This window comes from Rhodothermales bacterium (assembly GCA_039944855.1).
Classification (GTDB): Bacteria; Bacteroidota; Rhodothermia; order Rhodothermales; family JANQRZ01; genus JBBSMX01.
The window spans coordinates 150,810-165,496 of record JBDUXZ010000003.1 but is presented as its reverse complement, the minus strand read 5'-3'; the positions used below and the strand labels follow the sequence as shown (position 1 = coordinate 165,496).

12 protein-coding genes are annotated in these 14,687 nt (G+C 70.2%); 3 read left to right on the top strand and 9 right to left on the bottom strand.

Going from position 1 to position 14,687, the window contains the following annotated elements; translation table 11 throughout:
* Nucleotides 1-133 precede the first annotated feature (133 nt).
* The 3 genes from ABJF88_01935 (at nucleotide 134) to gdhA (ending at nucleotide 2,676) form a co-directional block, all read left to right on the top strand.
* Entirely contained in the window at nucleotides 134-973 is an 840-nt protein-coding gene (locus ABJF88_01935; GenBank protein ID MEP0545670.1) for an RNA polymerase sigma factor RpoD/SigA, read from the top strand.
* 100 nt (nucleotides 974-1,073) lie between these two features.
* Nucleotides 1,074-1,262 (top strand): hypothetical protein, encoded by a 189-nt coding sequence (locus ABJF88_01930; protein ID MEP0545669.1) that lies wholly within the window; start codon nucleotides 1,074-1,076, stop codon nucleotides 1,260-1,262.
* Between the two features lie 82 nt (nucleotides 1,263-1,344).
* Nucleotides 1,345-2,676, top strand: a complete 1,332-nt coding sequence (gene gdhA / locus ABJF88_01925; protein ID MEP0545668.1) for an NADP-specific glutamate dehydrogenase — start codon at nucleotides 1,345-1,347, stop codon at nucleotides 2,674-2,676.
* 63 nt (nucleotides 2,677-2,739) lie between these two features.
* On the opposite strand, the gene argH is transcribed toward gdhA, so the two are convergent.
* The 9 genes from argH to ABJF88_01880 all read right to left on the bottom strand — a co-directional run bounded on the left by argH (nucleotide 2,740) and on the right by ABJF88_01880 (nucleotide 14,411).
* Nucleotides 2,740-4,047, bottom strand: coding sequence for an argininosuccinate lyase (gene argH, locus ABJF88_01920; protein MEP0545667.1), 1,308 nt, complete (start codon nucleotides 4,045-4,047; stop codon nucleotides 2,740-2,742).
* On the bottom strand, nucleotides 4,044-5,138 hold the full coding sequence (locus tag ABJF88_01915; protein ID MEP0545666.1) for a M20/M25/M40 family metallo-hydrolase: 1,095 nt from the start codon (nucleotides 5,136-5,138) through the stop codon (nucleotides 4,044-4,046). The genes argH and ABJF88_01915 overlap by 4 nt, the downstream gene beginning before the upstream one ends.
* Nucleotides 5,138-5,917 (bottom strand): acetylglutamate kinase, encoded by a 780-nt coding sequence (gene argB / locus ABJF88_01910; GenBank protein ID MEP0545665.1) that lies wholly within the window; start codon nucleotides 5,915-5,917, stop codon nucleotides 5,138-5,140. Before argB ends, ABJF88_01915 begins: the two co-directional genes overlap by 1 nt.
* Entirely contained in the window at nucleotides 5,914-6,933 is a 1,020-nt protein-coding gene (locus tag ABJF88_01905) for an N-acetylornithine carbamoyltransferase (protein ID MEP0545664.1), read from the bottom strand. Before ABJF88_01905 ends, argB begins: the two co-directional genes overlap by 4 nt.
* Before the next feature lie 165 nt (nucleotides 6,934-7,098).
* The gene (locus tag ABJF88_01900; GenBank protein ID MEP0545663.1) at nucleotides 7,099-8,286 is read right to left on the bottom strand and encodes an aspartate aminotransferase family protein; all 1,188 of its coding nucleotides are present in this window, start codon (nucleotides 8,284-8,286) and stop codon (nucleotides 7,099-7,101) included.
* The gene (gene argC, locus ABJF88_01895; protein ID MEP0545662.1) at nucleotides 8,286-9,323 is read right to left on the bottom strand and encodes an N-acetyl-gamma-glutamyl-phosphate reductase; all 1,038 of its coding nucleotides are present in this window, start codon (nucleotides 9,321-9,323) and stop codon (nucleotides 8,286-8,288) included. The genes ABJF88_01900 and argC overlap by 1 nt, the downstream gene beginning before the upstream one ends.
* Nucleotides 9,320-10,423 (bottom strand): hypothetical protein, encoded by a 1,104-nt coding sequence (locus ABJF88_01890; protein ID MEP0545661.1) that lies wholly within the window; start codon nucleotides 10,421-10,423, stop codon nucleotides 9,320-9,322. Before ABJF88_01890 ends, argC begins: the two co-directional genes overlap by 4 nt.
* 29 nt (nucleotides 10,424-10,452) lie before the next feature.
* Nucleotides 10,453-11,715, bottom strand: coding sequence for an argininosuccinate synthase (argG, locus tag ABJF88_01885; protein ID MEP0545660.1), 1,263 nt, complete (start codon nucleotides 11,713-11,715; stop codon nucleotides 10,453-10,455).
* 611 nt (nucleotides 11,716-12,326) lie between these two features.
* On the bottom strand, nucleotides 12,327-14,411 hold the full coding sequence (locus ABJF88_01880) for a M3 family metallopeptidase (protein MEP0545659.1): 2,085 nt from the start codon (nucleotides 14,409-14,411) through the stop codon (nucleotides 12,327-12,329).
* Nucleotides 14,412-14,687 lie beyond the last annotated feature (276 nt).

The following is a 14,687-nucleotide window of genomic DNA, read 5'->3' as shown; positions in this document are numbered from 1 at the left end:
AAGGAACGGCGAAGACTGAAAAAAACTACGCAGGAACGTCGCGTAGAGGAAACGGTTAATGGATTCCTCCATAGGAAAGGGGGGCCGTGCCCCGCGTCTCCTCCTTCGAACCTTATAAATCAGCGCAACGAGTATGTACGTTCCCCGGCAGCAACGGATGTTGGACCAATATCTGGACGAAATCAGCCAGGTAGAGCTGCTCACCCCGGACGAGGAAGTAGACCTCGCTCAGCGGATCAAGAAGGGGGACCAAGAGGCCCTGCACAAGCTCGTCCGTGCGAACCTCCGCTTCGTCGTCTCGGTGGCGAAGAAGTACCAGGGTCAGGGGCTCACGCTCACCGACCTCATCAGCGAGGGGAACTACGGCCTCGTGAAAGCCGCGCAGCGCTTCGACGAGACGCGCGGGTTCAAGTTCATCTCGTACGCCGTCTGGTGGATCCGGCAGTCGATCCTGAAGGCGCTCTCCGACCAGGCCCGGACCGTCCGCCTCCCGCAGAACCGGATCGGCACGCTCTCGAAGATGCGCAAGGCCAGCGCCCGCCTCTCGCAGGAGCACGGCCGCAAGCCCACCGTCGAAGAGTTGGCCGACGAGTTGGAGATGAAGCCGCACAAGGTGGAAGAAGGCTTCCGCCACGGCCGCCGCTCCCTCTCGATGGACGCGCCGTTCTCCGACGACTCCGCCCAGAGCCTCCTCGACGTCATCCCCGACGAAGAACTCGCCTCGCCCGACGAGCCGATCACGGCCGAGTCGATCAAGATCGACGTCGAGCGGATCCTCTGCCAGCTCCAGCCGCGCGAGGCCGAGATCACCCGGCTCTACTTCGGCATCGGGCGCGAGCGTCCGCTCACGCTCGGCGCGATTGGCGAGCAGATCGGGCTCACGCGCGAGCGCGTCCGCCAGATCAAAGAGAAGGCGCTCCGCAAGCTCCGCCGTCACCACGCGCAGGCCGAGATGCGGGCCCACCTGAATTGAGCACGGCTTTCTTCGAAGTGCCCGGCATCACCGCCGTGATGCCGGGTATTTTTATAGCCCGCCTCCACCCTCCATCCCGAACACCTCGACCTCCGAACCGATGGCAACGACGCCTCCTCCTTCCCACGAAGCGTGGGACAACCACGCGCCCGAGCGCATCCCGTCCCGCGACATGCTCTACGAAGAGTCGTTCTACAGCGGGCGACAGACGGCGCTGATCCTCGGCGCGATGGGGATCGGATTCGCCGGGCTCATCGTGCTGCTCCTCGTGGTCGGCTTCGGGGGGTAAGCGGGCTTCGGTGCCTTCGGCGGGTTATTGTGGAGGCGGTGCTGTATCCTTCGGAACCGCTTCCACTAACCCGAGGAGACACATGAAGCTGGAATCATTCATGGAAGACCTGGAGCGACGCAACCCGGCGCAGCCGGAGTTCCTCCAGGCCGTCCGCGAGGTTGCCGAGAAGGTCGTCCCCTACGTCAACGAGCATCCGAAGTACGAGCAGGCGCGGATGCTGGAACGCCTCACCGAGCCCGACCGCGTACTGATGTTCCGCGTGACGTGGGAGGGCGACGATGGCGCGATCCACGTCAACCGGGGCTATCGCGTTCAGCAGAACAACGCCATCGGTCCGTACAAAGGCGGCCTCCGGTTCGACCCATCGGTGAACCTCAGCGTGCTGAAGTTCCTCGCTTTCGAGCAGGTCTTCAAGAACAGCCTCACCACGCTCCCGATGGGCGGCGCGAAAGGCGGCAGCGACTTCGACCCGAAGGGAAAGAGCGACCGCGAGGTGATGCGGTTCTGCCAGGCGTTCATGACCGAGCTCCACCGCCACATCGGCGCGAACACGGACGTGCCGGCGGGCGACATCGGCGTGGGCGCGCGCGAGATCGGCTTCCTCTTCGGGCAGTACAAGCGGCTGCGCAACACGTTCACGGGGGCACTGACCGGCAAAGGAGCCGGGTGGGGCGGCAGCCTGATCCGTCCCGAGGCGACGGGCTACGGCAGCGTTTACTTCGCCTGCGAGATGCTGAACCACCGGGGCGAGGACATCGAGGGCAAGCGGTGCCTCGTCTCCGGCTCGGGGAACGTCGCGCAGTACACCGCCGAGAAGCTGCTCGACCTCGGCGCCGTCGTGCTCACGCTCTCCGACCGCTCCGGCACGGTCCACTTCCCCGACGGGCTGGACCGCGACGACCTCGACGCCATCCTCGACCTGAAGAACAACAGGCGCGGCAGGCTCAGCGACTTCGCCGGCGAGCACGGCCTCGGCTTTTTCGCCGGGCGGACGCCGTGGCACATCCCCTGCGATGCGGCCTTCCCATCCGCCGTCCAGAATGAGATCACCGACGACGACGCGCAGACGCTCCTCGCCAACGGCTGCACCGTCGTCTGCGAGGGCGCGAACATGCCGAGCACGGCGGAGGCCGCGCACCGCTTCGAGAAGACCGGCATCATGTACGGCCCGAGCAAGGCGGCGAACGCGGGCGGCGTGGCGGTCTCCGGCCTCGAGATGTCGCAGAACTCGATGCGCATCTCGTGGACGCGCGAAGACCTCGATGCGCGGCTCCACACCATCATGAAGAACATCCACGCGACGTGCGTGACGTATGGCGGCGAGAACGGCACGGTGAACTACGTCCGCGGCGCGAACGTCGGCGGCTTCGTCAAAGTAGCCGACGCGGTCCTCGCGTACGGGACGGTGTAATCAGGAGGACCGGTATCGTCCGTCGAGCGGGGCCGCCTCGACGGAGGCGGCCCCGCTCGAGCGTCACCCCTTGTCGAACCGACGGCGCTGCGCGGCGAGTTGGGCGCGGACGGTGTCGGTGCGGACATGGCCCGGCGTGCCGGCAGAGCGATACGCGGCGAGCGCCTCGACTGGGTCGGGCACGGCGACGGCGTCGAGGTCGGCGGCGGTGCGGCGGTAGGCGTCGCGGAACGGGACGCCCTGCTCAACGAGGGCGAGCGCGGCGTCGGTGGCGAAGAGGCCGGGGGAGAGGGCGCGTCGCGTCGCCTCGGCGTCGAAGCGGATGCCGGGGAGGATGTGGCGGAGCGCGGTGAAGAGGTCGCGCGCGGCGAGCACGGCGCGCATCACGGACTCCTTCGTGAGCTGGAGGTCGCGGTGGTACCCGCTCGGGAGGTTTGCCGGGAGCCCCAGCAGGAGGTGGAGTTCGGCCGTAAGGCGGTGGTACGTCGCCCGCGCGAGTTCGAACACATCCGGGTTGCGCTTCTGCGGCATGATCGACGAGCCCGTCGTGTACTCGACCGGCAGCGTGATGAAGCCGAACTCGGCGCTCGCGAAGAGCACGAGGTCGGCGGCGAGCCGATTCGCCGTCGCGCCGAGCTGGACGAGGGCGTGGACGACGGCGGCTTCGAGCTTGCCGCGCGTGAGCTGCACGGCAGGGACGTGGAGTTGGAGGCTGCGGAAGCCGAGCCGCTCTGCGACAGCCTCGCGCGGGAGGTCGAGGCGCGGCACGCCGTAGCCCGCGGCGCTGCCCCACGGCGAGACGTTCGCGCGGTCGCGCGCCTCGGCGAGTCCGGTGAGGTCGTCCGCCAGCAACTCGGCGAAGGCGGCGGCCCACAGGCCGGCCGTCGTCGGCATCGCACGCTGGCCGTGGGTGTAGCCCGGCATCAGCAGGTCGTCGTGCGCGTCGGCGTGGTCGAGGAGGGCGTCGGCCGTCGCGGCGGCGTCGTCGGCGACGGCGGCGAGCGCGTCGCGCAGCCAGAGGCGGAGAGCGACGAGGACCTGATCGTTCCTGCTCCGCCCGGCGTGGATCTTCTGCCCGGCCTCGCCGAGCCGCGCCGTGAGCTCGCGCTCGATGACGGTGTGGCAGTCCTCGTCGGCCACCGTCACCGCGAGGTCGCCCGCGAGCGCCTCGTCACGAATCGCATCGAGCGCGCCGCCGATCTGCCCGAACTCATCGCTCGTCAGCACGCCGATCTCGGCGAGCGCCCACGCGTGTGCCCGCGTGCCCTCCGCGTCGTACGGCAGGAGGAGCGTGTCCCACCGCCAGTCCTCGCCGACGGTGAAGCGGGTGACCCAGTCGGCGGCGGCAGTTCCTTTGTTCCAGAGCGTCATCGGGCGAAGTAGTGGCGGATGATCTGTCGGTAGACCTCGACGGCGCGCGTGAGTTGGGCGATTTCGACGTGCTCCTCGGCCGTGTGCGAGAGCTCGCTGCGGCCGGGGCCGAGCTTGACGGCGGGCACGTCGTGGACGAAGACCCAGTCCGAGGCGGTCGGCGAGCCGAAGGGCGTGGGGTCGAGGCCGAGGTCGGTGAGCGCCGAGGCGGCGGCCTGCGCGATGCGGGCGTCGGGCGCGGTGCGGCACGGCACGAGGCGGTCGGAGTAGACGGCGACCTCGCTCTCCAGGGTATCGCGGAAGAGTGCGGCGAGGTCGGCGTGCGTGTACGCGGGCGTCGAGCGGACGTCGAGCGTGAATGTGCAGCGGTCGGGCACGACGTTCTTCGCCGAGCCGCCTTCGATGACCGTCGCCGTGACCGTCGGCGCGCCGAGGAGCGGATCGCTTTTGTCGAAAGCGAACCCGTCGACGGTCAGCAGGTCGCGGGCGGCAACGGTTAGCGCGTTCGTGCCAAGATGGGCGCGGGCCGCGTGGGCGGTCCGGCCGTGCGCCGTCGCCGTGAGGATGAGCAAACCCTTCTGGGCGAGGCAGGGCCGCAGCTCCGTCGGCTCGCCGATAATCGCGGCGGACACGGGCGGGAGCGCCGAGCCGAAGACCTCGCGCTGCAGGTGGTCTAGCCCGTTGTAGCTGCCGCCCGTCTCCTCGCACGCGGTCAGGGAGACGACGATGCGGCCCGCCGGGCGGAAGCCCTCGGCGGCGAGGTCGAGGAGGGCTTGCAGCATCGCCGCGCCACTCGCCTTCGCATCGACGGCGCCGCGCCCGTACACCTTCCCGTCCACGACGATCGGCTCGAACGGCGGGTACGGGTGCTCCGCACTCGGTGGCACTACGTCGAGGTGCGAGGCGAGGAGGAGCACGTCGTCACCGTCGCCGAGCGATACCCACACGTTGTCGTCGAGCCGGCCGACCTCGACGGGCGCGGCCGACGCGCGGGCGTGCCGTTCGACGAAATCGGCGGCGGCCCGCTCGTCGTGGCTGAGCGAGGGGATGCGGACGAGGTCGGCGTGGAGCGCGAGGACGGGCGACGGCATCAGCGCAGCACCGTCCCAGCAGTCGGATCGGCGATCCCGTCGGGCGCGCAGACGCGGACGTGTGGGACGCCCGCCCGCCGCGCCTCGAATCCGACTTCGAGCTTCGGCCGCATCCCGCCCGCGATCCATCCCTCAGCGACGCCCGCCTCGAACCCGCGCACGTCGATCCCTGAGAGCCGGCTGCCCGCGTCGGCGGGGTCGCGGAAGACGCCGCCCGTCTCGGCGACGAGCAGGAGCGTGTCGGCCCACGCCGCCTCGGCGAGCGTGAGGGCGACGGTGTCGGCGTTGACGTTGTACACCCGGCCCGCGCCGTCGGCGCAGAGCGGGGCAACGATGGGGAGGAAGCCCGCACCGAGGAGCGCTTCGAGGACGGCCGGATCGCTGCCCGTCACGTCGCCGACGTGGCCGAAGTCCACGGTTTGGCCGTCGACGTGGCGCGGCGGCCGGCGCTCCACGCGGACGAGTCCGCCATCGATGCAGGAGAGCCCGACGGCCGGGAGGCCGGTCGCCCGCGCTGAAGCGACGAGCCGGGCGTTGAGCGCGCCGCGCATCGTCCAGAGCGCGATGTCGAGGTCGAGGTCGGTCGTGATGCGGCGGCCGGCGACGAAGCGGGGCTCGTGCCCGAGCCGCCGCGCGAGGGCCGTCGCCTGCGGCCCGCCGCCGTGGACGACGACGACCGGCCCGTTGCGGTTGAGCGCGGCCACGCCGTACCAAACGGCGGCGAGCGCGGCGGAATCGGCGAGGAGGGCCCCGCCCAGTTTGATGACAGTCGAACTCATGGCGCAGTCGGAAGGAGGTCCCAGATCCACTCCAGTATAGCTTTCTGCGCGTGAAGTCGGTACTCGGCCTGCAACAAATGGAGCGCGCGCGGGCCGTCGAGCACGGCGCCGTCCACGACGACCTCGCGGCGGACGGGCAGGCAGTGCATGAACACGCCGTCGTCGGTGGCAGCGAGGGCCCGCTCCGTCACGCGCCACGCGTCGAGCGCGGTGCGGCGGGCGGCCTCGGCGCCGCGGTCCTCGTACACGGCCTCGCCGGCCCACGCCTTCGCGTAGACGACGTGCGCCCCGGCAAAGGCCGCGTCCCGGTCGTCGGTCTCGGCGACGGAGCCGCCGCAGCGGGCGGCCGTCTCGGCGGCGAGCGCGTGCACGTCGGCGTCGAGCGCGAAGCCATCCGGCCGGGCAACGACGACGTCCATCCCGAGCCGCGCCGCCATCAGCAAGGCCGAGTTGGGGACGGCGCGCGGAAGCGGGCTCGGGTGCGGCGCCCACGAGAGCACGAATCTCCGGCCCCGCACCTCGCCCCCGAAGCGCTCCGACAGCGCCGCCGCGTCGGCGAGGGCCTGGCACGGGTGCCACCGTGCCGATTCGAGGTTGACGACGGGTACGTCGGAGGCTGCGACGACGGCATGGAACGCGGCGTCGGCGAGGTCAGCGTCGCGGTCGGTAAGCGAGGCGAAGGTCCGCACGCCGAGCGCGTCGACGTAGCGCGAGAGCACGCCGATGGCTTCGCGGACGTGCTCGGCCTTGTCGGCGTCCATCCGCACGCCGTCGCGCCACTCCAGATTCCACGTGCCCTGCCCCGGCGTGAGGACCGTGGGGAACGCGCCGAGGTGGGCGGCGGCGAGTTCCATCGAGGTCCGCGTGCGGAGGCTCGGGTTGAAGAAGAGGAGGCCGAGCGCTTTGCCGCGCGCGGCGTCGGTCCAGCGCCGGTCCTGCCGGTGCGTGAGGGCGCGAGCGAGGCAGGCGTCCCAGACGGCGTCAGGCAGGTCGGACCAACTCGTGAGGTGCGGCACGCGGAAAGGGAAAAGGATGAAGGGGGTCAGAAACAGAAGGGTCGCGGCCTATCCTCCTGTCATCCTGAGCGGAGCGCAGCGGAGCCGAAGGATCTCTATTGAGCGGTCGTTTCGCTGCGAGAGATCCCTCGACAAGCTCGGGATGACATGGGGATAAGGAGAAGGTCAGGCGAGCACGTCGGAGAGGGCGGAGGCGAGGGTGTCGGCTGCGTCGAATGGCGTGACGAGCGGCGGCATGAGGCGGAGCGTGTGCTGCTCGTTCGAGCTTCCGACGAGGATGCCGCGCTCGCGGAGGGCACCGACGACGGGCTTGGCCGGCCGGTCGAACTCGACGCCGATGAGTCCGCCGCGCCCGCGTACATCGACCACGCCGTCGAGCGCGGTGAGCGCATCGCGGAAGCGAGCGAAGAGGGCCTCGGCGCGGGGCATCAACGCCTCGTCGACGAGCGTGTCGAGCGTGGCCGCGACGGCGGCCATCGCCAGCATTCCGCCGCCGAACGTCGTTCCCTGATCGCCCGACTGCACCGTCGCTGCGATCCGCTCGTGGACGAGCGTGGCGCCGACGGGCACGCCCGCGCCGAGGCTCTTCGCGAGCGTGATGAGGTCCGGCGTCACGCCGACGTGCGCGCCGTACGTGAACTGCCCCGTCCGCCCGACACCCGTCTGCACCTCGTCGAAAATCAGGAGCGTCCCGTGTGTGTCACAGAGATCGCGGAGCGCGCGGTAGTAATCCGGCGCAGCCTCGACGATCCCGGCCATGCTCTGGATCGGTTCGAGGATCACGGCGGCGACATCGCCGGATGCGAGCGCGGCCTCGGCCGCGTCGGCATCGCCGAAGGGGACGAAGCGCGTCGCGGGGAGGGCGGCGCGGTACGGCGCGTGGTAGTGGTCGCCCCACGTCGTGGCGAGGCTGCCGAGCGTGCGGCCGTGGAAGCCGCCCGTCATCGCGACGATGGCGGGCCGGCCGGTGAAGGCGCGGGCGAGCTTCAGCGCGGTCTCGTTCGCCTCGGTGCCGGAGTTGCAGAAGAACACGCGGCCGAGCCCGTCGGGCGCGAGCGCGGCGAGCTTCTGGGCGGCCTCGGCGCGGACGGGGCTGTACATCGCGTTCGAGTAGAACAGCAACTCGCCCGCCTGCCGCCGAATCGCATCGACGACGCGCGGCGGGCAGTGGCCGAGGAGGGCGACGCAGTGGCCGCCGTAGAGGTCGAGGTAGCTGTTCCCCTCCGTGTCCCACACCGTCACGCCCTCGCCGCGGACGAGCGCGACGGGTGGCTTGGCGTACGTCGGGAGCGTCCACGCGTCTTCGAGGGCGAACGGGTCGGCGAGGGTGGGTTCGAGATCGGCGGTCATCATCAGACGAGGACGGGCGAGGCCGGCAGCAGGCCCGCCGTCTCCGGCAGCCCGAGGGCGAGGTTGAGGTTCTGGACCGCCTGACTCGCGGCCCCTTTGAGCAGGTTGTCGAGTGCGAAGCCGACGACGAGGTGCTCGTCTTGCACGACCCAGCCGAGGTCGCAGAATGGCGAGCCGACGACGGGCAGCAGCTCGGGCAGCACGCCGGGCGAGAGGCGGACGAACGGCTTCGCGCCGTAGGCATCGGCGAACCACGCCGCGACGTCATCGGCCGTCACGCCGTACGGGAGCTCGACGTGGGCCGTGCCCCAGATGCCGCGCGTCCACGGGCCGCTCGCGGGGACGAACCGCACGGTCGCGCTCGGCCCGAGGAGTTGCTGCACTTCGGCGAGGTGCTGGTGCGCGAGCACTTTGTACGCCCGCACATTCCCGTCGCGCGAGGGGAAGTGCGTCGTGGCGGACGGTCGGCCACCAGAGCCTGAGGCGCCGGTGAGCGCCGTCACGTGCGCGTCGAGCGGGTCGAGGTGACGGGCGAGCGGGCAGAGGGCGAGCGTCAAGCCCGTGGCGAAGCAGCCAGGGTTCGCGACGAGCCTCGCCTCGGCAATCGCGTCGGCGTGGATCTCGGCGAGACCGTACACTGCCTCGGCCAGCCGCTTCGGTGCGGGGTGGTCGAGCCCGTACCAGCGGGGATAGAGCGCCGCGTCCTTCAGCCGGTGATCGGCCGAGAGGTCGACGATGAGCCCATCGAACCCGGCGTCGCGGAGTGCCGACACCGCCGCCGCGCCCTGCCCGTGCTCGGCGCAAACGAACGCCGCGTCGAAGTCATCCGCGCTGTGCGCGTCGGGCGCGACGAACGCGAGGTCGGTGACGCCGCGGAGCGCGGGGTGCGCCGCCGCGACGGGCTGCCCGGCGAACGTGCGGCTCGTCACCGCGGAGATGTCCGCGTGCGGATGGGCGAGGAGCAGGCGGATCAGCTCGGCGCCGACGTAGCCCGCGCCGTGGAGGACGGCAACTCGGAGGGGAGAGGAATCGACCGTCACCGGGCCGCCTCCCACCGCAGGTCGTGCAGCGTCGGCGCGTCGGTGGCGAGGCCGTCGCCGAGCGGGACCTCGAACCGGGCAACGCGCGCGGCGACGAGCGCCGAGAGCCGCTCGGCTTCGCTCCGCGCGTTGATGCCGGGCACGCCGAGCGTGTTCTTCAGGTACCGCCTCCCGACTTCGGTGTCCGTCGCCGGGCCGACGACGACGGCGAGCTCGGCGCGGTACCGGTTGCGGAAGAGCTGGTCGGCGGCCCACGCCCCGGCGAGGTCGGTGGCGGCGAGGACGTGGGCGGCCGTGAGCCGCTGCATCTCCATGTCCTGCAGGATGTCGTCCACGCCGTAGGGCCCGATGATGCCGTCACCGAGTTCGAGCACGATCACGTCGGGCGCGCACGCGTTGAGGTGGGCGATGAGGCCCTTCGCGATCGGCACCATGTTCTGGCCCGTTGAGGCCACGACGCCGGCCTCGGTGAACGTCGCGGTGCAGACGGCGCCGTGGGCGGCCATCGCCCGGACGTCGCGCATGAGCGAGGCGCCGGTCAGCTTGGCGGCGGCGACGCGGAAGCCGCGTTGCGTGAGGCCCGCCACGAGTTCGGCCGCCGCGTGCGTCTTGCCCGTGTTCATCGCCGTGCCGCTTACGAACACGAGCGGCGCCGAGTGCGCGAGGTGCTCGGCCGACTCGATGGCGTGATCCTGAATCCGCGCGTGCCGCCCTTCCTCACTCGTCACGACGGCCCCGAGCACTTCGACGCGGAGAGCCGGCCCGAGGTCGGGGTGGTCGCTCGTGCACCGCCCGAGGATGCCGCCCATGTTGAGGACGTGGAGCGTGTCGCCGGGGAGGATCGTGCGCGGGATCCGCCCGCTGTAGCCCTTGAGCGCCTGCCGCTCGCCGAGGGCTCCGACGAGGATGTCGCCGGCCTGGATCGTGCGAAACACGCCGTCGGCGCCTTCGATCTGGTTGTAGACCTCCTTCGTGTCGAGGGCGCGGACGGCGAGGCAGTAGCCTTCTTCAGCGACGACGTAGGGGGAGACGTGGAGGTGGTGCGAGAGGCCGCAGGGGGAGGTGCTGGATGCGACGTGTTGGGCGGTGTGGGTGGTCATCGGAGGCGGGGTCGGGGCGCGATAAAGCGCTAGGAAAAGGCGAGGAGGTGGGCGGCGGAGTGCTGGTCGCTGGATGGGGCGGCGTCGGCGGTGGTGGCGCGGGCGGCGAGGTAGGCCTGGACGCCGTAGATCCGCGTGAAGCCCTCGGCGTCGCGGCCGTCCCACAGCGCGTTCGTCTCGCCGTAGCGGGCCACACCCGCGTCGAAGAGCGAGTGCGGGCTGGAGGCGGCGAGGACGCGGACGGCGCCTTTGAACCACTCGACTGTCACGGTCCCGGTCACGCGCTGCTGGCTGGAGGCGAAGAACGCTTCGACGTCGCGGAGGACGGGGTCGAAGTACTGGCCTTCGTGGACGAGCATGCCGTAGACGTCGGCGAGGTGGGCTTTGTGGTGCTGCTGCCACCGCGTGAGCACGAGCTTCTCCAACTCGCGGTGCGCGGCGATGAGCGTCAGCGCGGCTGGGGCCTCGAACGCCACGCGGCCTTTGATGCCGAGGATCGTGTCGCCGACGTGGATGCCCCGGCCGACGCCGTGCGCGGCGCCCTCGGCGTTCAGCCACTCGACGAGGGCGACAGGCTCGAACGCCTCGCCGTCGAGCGAGACAGGGCGGCCCTGCTCGAAGCCGATCTCGATGCGGAGCGGCGTGTCCGGCGCGTCGGCGGGGGCGACGGTGTCGGGCCACGCGCTCTCGGGCACAATGCCTTCGGGCGTGTGCGTCTCACGCCCGCCAATCGTCGTTCCCCACAGGCCGCGGTTGATGGAGTAGGCCGTCGTCTTCGCCGGCACGTCCACGCCGCGCTCTGCGAGGTACGCCGCCGACGCTTCGCGCGTGAGCCCGAGGCTGCGGATCGGCGTGAGGATCTCGATGGGCTCGCTCAATTCCGTCTCGGCGAGGAGCCGGAGCGCCGTGTCGAACCGGACCTGGTCGTTGCCCGCGCCCGTCGAGCCGTGGGCGACCGTCGTCGCGCCGAGGCGGGCGGCCTCGCGGACGAGCACGGTGGCCTGGACCACGCGCTCGGGCCCGACGCACAGCGGGTAGACGCCGCCGCGGAGGACGTTGCCCTGGATGAGGTAGGCGAGCACGCGGTCGAACAGCTCGGCGCGGGCGTCGACGGTCGTATGACTCGCGGCGCCGAGGTTGAGCGCGCGCTGCTCGACGGCCGCCAACTCGTCGGGGCCGAAGCCGCCCGTGTTGACGGTGACGGTGTGGACCTCCTCGCCCGTGGTCTCCCGGAGATAGGGGACGCAGAACGAAGTGTCGAGGCCGCCGCTGAAGGCGAGGACGATGGACATGAGGCGGGGGTAAAAAGAGAAAGCGCTGACACCCGGGAGGGCGTCAGCGCTTGGAAAGTCGGGGGGTGATGCGGGATCAGGCTCCGATTTCTACGCTATAGCCGGCCGGGCGACGGGGCGATGCCAGTCGTCGGACGCGTCGAGGCGCTGGGCGGCTATGTGCGAGGGAGCGAATCACATCTCAACGGTACGGGATTCTGCGGAGCCTGTCAATGGAATAGGGGCAGCCTGAGGTGGGCGCGGTGAGATGGTAGCGCTTCCATCGGTCTAATCTGTCCTGTACGCCCATTAAAAAGAAATGGTGAAGCCTCTGGCGATCTCTCGTTTTAAGTCCCTGTTACCGCTCCACAAGCCTGCTCGCATCTCCATGCCTGTCATTGCGAGGAGCGGAGGGACTCGTCCCGTAGCGACGTGGCAACCCCCGAAGGGCTCAGCGCAGCTAATCTCACGCAGGCTGGCAGACCGATGGAGATTAGCTGCGCTGAGCCCTGCGGGGTTGCCGCGCTCCCTTCGGTCGCTCGCAATGACAGTGTAGAGGAGACGCTCAAAAAGGCGAGGGGGTGCGGACCCGCGTCCGGCACCCCCTCTGTGCTGCTGCTCGGCGGCCGGCGTTAGCGCGTGCCGTCCTCGTCGGGGACGGGGAAGCCGCGGTCGCGCATGAGCGCGTCGATCCGGGCGTCGCGGCCCCGGAACGAGCGGTAGGCCTCGACGGGGTCGACGGCGTTGCGTGGGGCGAAGAGGTGCTCGACGAGCTTCGCGGCGAGGTCGGCGTCGTAGAACCCGCCCGGCGCTTCGGCGAACGCTTCGGCAGCGTCAGCGGTAAGCACATCGGCCCACAGGTAGCCATAGTAGCCTGTCGCGTAGCCCTCGCCCGAGAACACGTGGCCGAAGTGCGGCGAGCGGTGCCGCATCACGATCTCGCTCGGCATCCCGAGCCGGGTCAGCGTCTCGCGCTCGAAGGTGTCCGGGTCGATGCTCGCGGGGTCGCTGTGGGTGTGGTAGGCGAGATCCATCAGCGCGGAGGCGAGGTACTCCGTCGTCGCGAAGCCCTCGTTGAACGTCGATGCGTTTTTGATCTTCTGCACGAGGTCGGCCGGGATCGGCTCGCCGGTCTCGACGTGGACGAGGTACGTGTCGATCACGGGGTCGGTGAAGAGCCAGCGTTCGAGGAGCTGCGACTGGAACTCGGTGTAGTCGCGGACGCCGCCGTTGAGCGTCGGGTAGGCGACGTTCGAGGCGAGGAAGTGGAGGGCGTGGCCGAACTCGTGGAAAAACGTCTCGGCGTCGTCCCAGGAGATGAGCACGGGCTCGCCCGGCGCGCCCTTGACGAAGTTCGAATTGTTAGAGGCGAGCACGGTCTTCGCGCCGTCGAACGTCGTGTGGCTGCGGTACGTCGTGGCCCACGCGCCACTGCGCTTGCCGGTGCGGGCGAACGGGTCGAGGTACCACAGCCCGACGAGGTCGCCCGAGTCGCGGTCGGTCACCTCCCACACCTTCACGTCCTCGTGGAAGACGGGCACGGTGCCGTCGGGCACCGGCGTGAACGCGAAGCCAAACAGCTCACCGGCGACGTAGAACATCGCCTCGCGGAGGTTGTCGAGCTGGAGGTACTGCTTAACCTCGTCGGAGTCGAGGTCGTACTTCGCCTGCCGGACTTTCTCAGCGTAGTAGCGGTAGTCCCACGGCGCGATGTCGATGTCCGCACCCTCCGCGTCCGCAATCGCCTGCATGTCGGCGACTTCCTCTTCGACGCGGGCGACGGCGGCGGGCCAGACGGCTTCGAGCAGCTCACGCGCGCGCTCCGGCGTCTTCGCCATGCGGTCTTCGAGCCGCCACTGCGCGTAGTTGTCGTAGCCGAGGAGGCCGACGCGCTCGTCGCGGAGCTGGAGGATCTCGGTGATGAGGGCGTTGTTGTCGTGCTCGTCGGCGTTGTCGCCGCGGCTGTAGTACGTCTTCCAAACCTGCTCGCGGAGGGCGCGCTCGTCGGAGTACGTGAGGAAGGGGTCCATCGACGAGCGCGTGTTCGTGACGGCGTATTCGCCCGCACGCCCGCGCTCCTCGGCCGCCGCGGCGGCGGCGTTCACGAACGACTGCGGGAGGCCCGAGAGCTGGTCCGCGGTGAGGTAGAGGACGTAGCCCTCCTCGTCGGCGAGCACGTTGTTGGCGAAGCGCGTGTGGAGCTCGGCGAGGCGCTGGTTGATCGCCGCATAGCGCTCCTTCGCCGCGCCGTCGAGCGTGGCACCGTTGCGCGCGAAGCCGTCGTAGACGAGCTCGACGAGGCGGACCTGGTCGGGTCGCAGGCCGAGGTCGTGCCGCTGCGCCCAGACCGCCGCGACGCGCTCGAAAAGCCGCTCGTTCTGCGTGATCTTCGAGCCGTACTCGGAGAGCTTCGGCGCCATCCGCTGCTGGATCTCGCGGAACTCCGGCGACGAGCGGTTCGAGCTCCAGATTCCGTAGTACGTGAAGACGCGGCCGAGCGGTTGGCCCGCCCCTTCGAGCGCGACGATCGTGTTCTCGAACGTCGGCGGCGCCGGGTTGTCGGCGATCGCGTCGATCTCGCGGAGGTGATCGGCCATGCCCTGTTCGAGCGACGGTTCGAGCGCATCGAGGTTCATGGCGTCGAAGGCGGGGACGCCGCCGTACGGCCCGTCCCATTCCTGGAGGAGGGGGGGGGATGCGGTGGCGTGCTCGGTCATCGTGGGGTCGGCGTTGGTTTGGGCAAGGGCGCCCGCGGAGGGCAGGGCGAGCGAGGTCGAGAGGGCGGCGGCGAGGACGAGGCTTCTCATCGGGCAGGCAGGCTGGGGCGGCAGAAGGGGACGCGAGCACGTCGGCGCGTGTCCGTTCGGTGGGTAAGGTACCGGCGGATTCAGAACGGAGGAATACGCACGGTAGTGTGCCGGCTGATCACGTAGGCGAGTTGGGGCTGGGGCGAGGCAGGCCGTACCTTCCGGCCTGCGCCGACGGGCTCTGCG